The 1,564-nt window shown below is 52.0% G+C and carries 1 protein-coding gene; it reads right to left on the bottom strand.

The annotated features are described in order from the left end of the window. Positions 1-498: 498 nt before the first annotated feature. Positions 499-1,128: a Fic family protein gene (locus CQ017_RS17765; protein WP_181150590.1), complete on the bottom strand. Its 630-nt coding sequence runs from the start codon at positions 1,126-1,128 to the stop codon at positions 499-501. Between the last annotated feature and the right edge of the window lie 436 nt (positions 1,129-1,564).

Raw genomic sequence — 1,564 nt, 5'->3', positions numbered from 1 at the left:
ACAGATAAAAACTATACACAGATTTGCGGGATGTTTCAAATCGGGAGGCCCTTTTCCGAGGTGACCGTGCACACAGGAAAACCGTTCGCACGATTATGGCTTTCTGAGCATGCCTGTCGCGTAGTCGTCCAGGATTCTAAGTACTCCCACACTCGGCCATGCCCTGTTCCTTTTCTGCCCTGACCGCTCAAACAATATTCCATGCTCAGCCGACTGATTCAAGGCGCGCAGTGCGCTGGTATTCGAAGTTTTCAGTAGCTTCGAAACTAGCTACGTATGCATCACCGATATGCGCTCATGAACGGAAGCAGCTTCCAGGCAGTTGACTGCGAACGCAGCACTTGGAGCTTCTCCCGTGCGGATCCCAGGTCCGATGCCAAATGAGCAATGTGGACAATCCCGATGGAAGCTGCGTACAAGGTAGCTTCAACGAATTCCCCTAGGATTGGCGACGCATTACCATCACGGTACCGAGAAAGCGCCTCGGAGTATCTAGCCCTATTGCGCAACAGCCCGGCGGATACCGGTGCAGTTGTTGACTGGACCAGACCTCGCGCCCTTGGCAAGGAATGAACTAGGGACCCGTCCGGTACGACCCTTGTCGTCTACAACGGGATAAACCGTGTCGAACTGAGCATGGGCAATTACCCTCTGAAGGATGGAGGGCAGGTCCACGCTTACCATAAATGCGCACAAGTCTTCGATCAGTTCAGGTATCAGCGCCGACTGAGGGACTACATAACTGGCTCCTCTCGGACTCGCCCCGCTCGAACCCACCCGAACGAGCTGATCCCGATACGTTTCTGCATGTATCTCCCGCCTAGGTCGTCCCTGCAGTAGCTCTGCATGCATTTTCAATATCGCATCGCTACTAAGCTCATCTGCCAAAGCGAGCGCAGCTTCCATGGCTCGACCATTGGCTGAAACTGTTGATGTGTTCTGAGAACTTGCTAGTTGCAACTCGACAAGCGCTAATTGTCGAGCGTCGACCGTCAGGTTTTCAATCTGCGCAGACGAAGCGGATTCTGTTCTCAATAGGATCGAGGAGCGAGGCCCCAATGAAGCTGACGTCGAACCCAGCATGATACTGGCCTTGTGATCGAAGCTAATCAGCTCGTTGCTTGCCATTTCCATCCGTTGAACCAGTTCATCTGGAATGTCGAAATCTAATAGTGAGAATTTTGTCGGGATAGCTGACTCATATTCGTCTTTGTTCTTGGCTCACTTCGTTCTTGACGTGAAGGCGTCCTGTTCAGACAACCAGTAGTGTTCCTCGTGGCCGAGGGCCGGGACCGAATGTGTAACGAGCCCACTATATTAGTTACCTTTTAGATGTAAATGTAACTGAGAACAAGAGATAGTTACTTTTTCCCTTACCAACAGGCAATGCCTTCATTTGCATGCCCCGCATATCGTTTCGTCGAGGCTCATCATAGTGATCGACGTCGATACATCATCAGCCATGGCCAACAGCACCGGAGATCTAACCCAGATTTTTCATGAGGTCTCTGACGGCCGCCGAAATCCACGACCAAGGGATTCCCGGCGGCCGTTTCTGATTCCG

Origin of the sequence: Arthrobacter sp. MYb224 (assembly GCF_002975455.1) — a bacterium.
In the GTDB taxonomy this organism is placed as follows: domain Bacteria; phylum Actinomycetota; class Actinomycetes; order Actinomycetales; family Micrococcaceae; genus Glutamicibacter.
Note: the sequence above shows the minus strand (reverse complement) of the source record. Positions and strands in the feature narration are given on the sequence as shown.

Coding starts and splice junctions, on each gene's coding strand:
- CQ017_RS17765 (WP_181150590.1), bottom strand. CDS start 1,128: ATGGCAAGCAACGAGCTGATTAGCTTCGATCACAAGGCCAGTATCATG.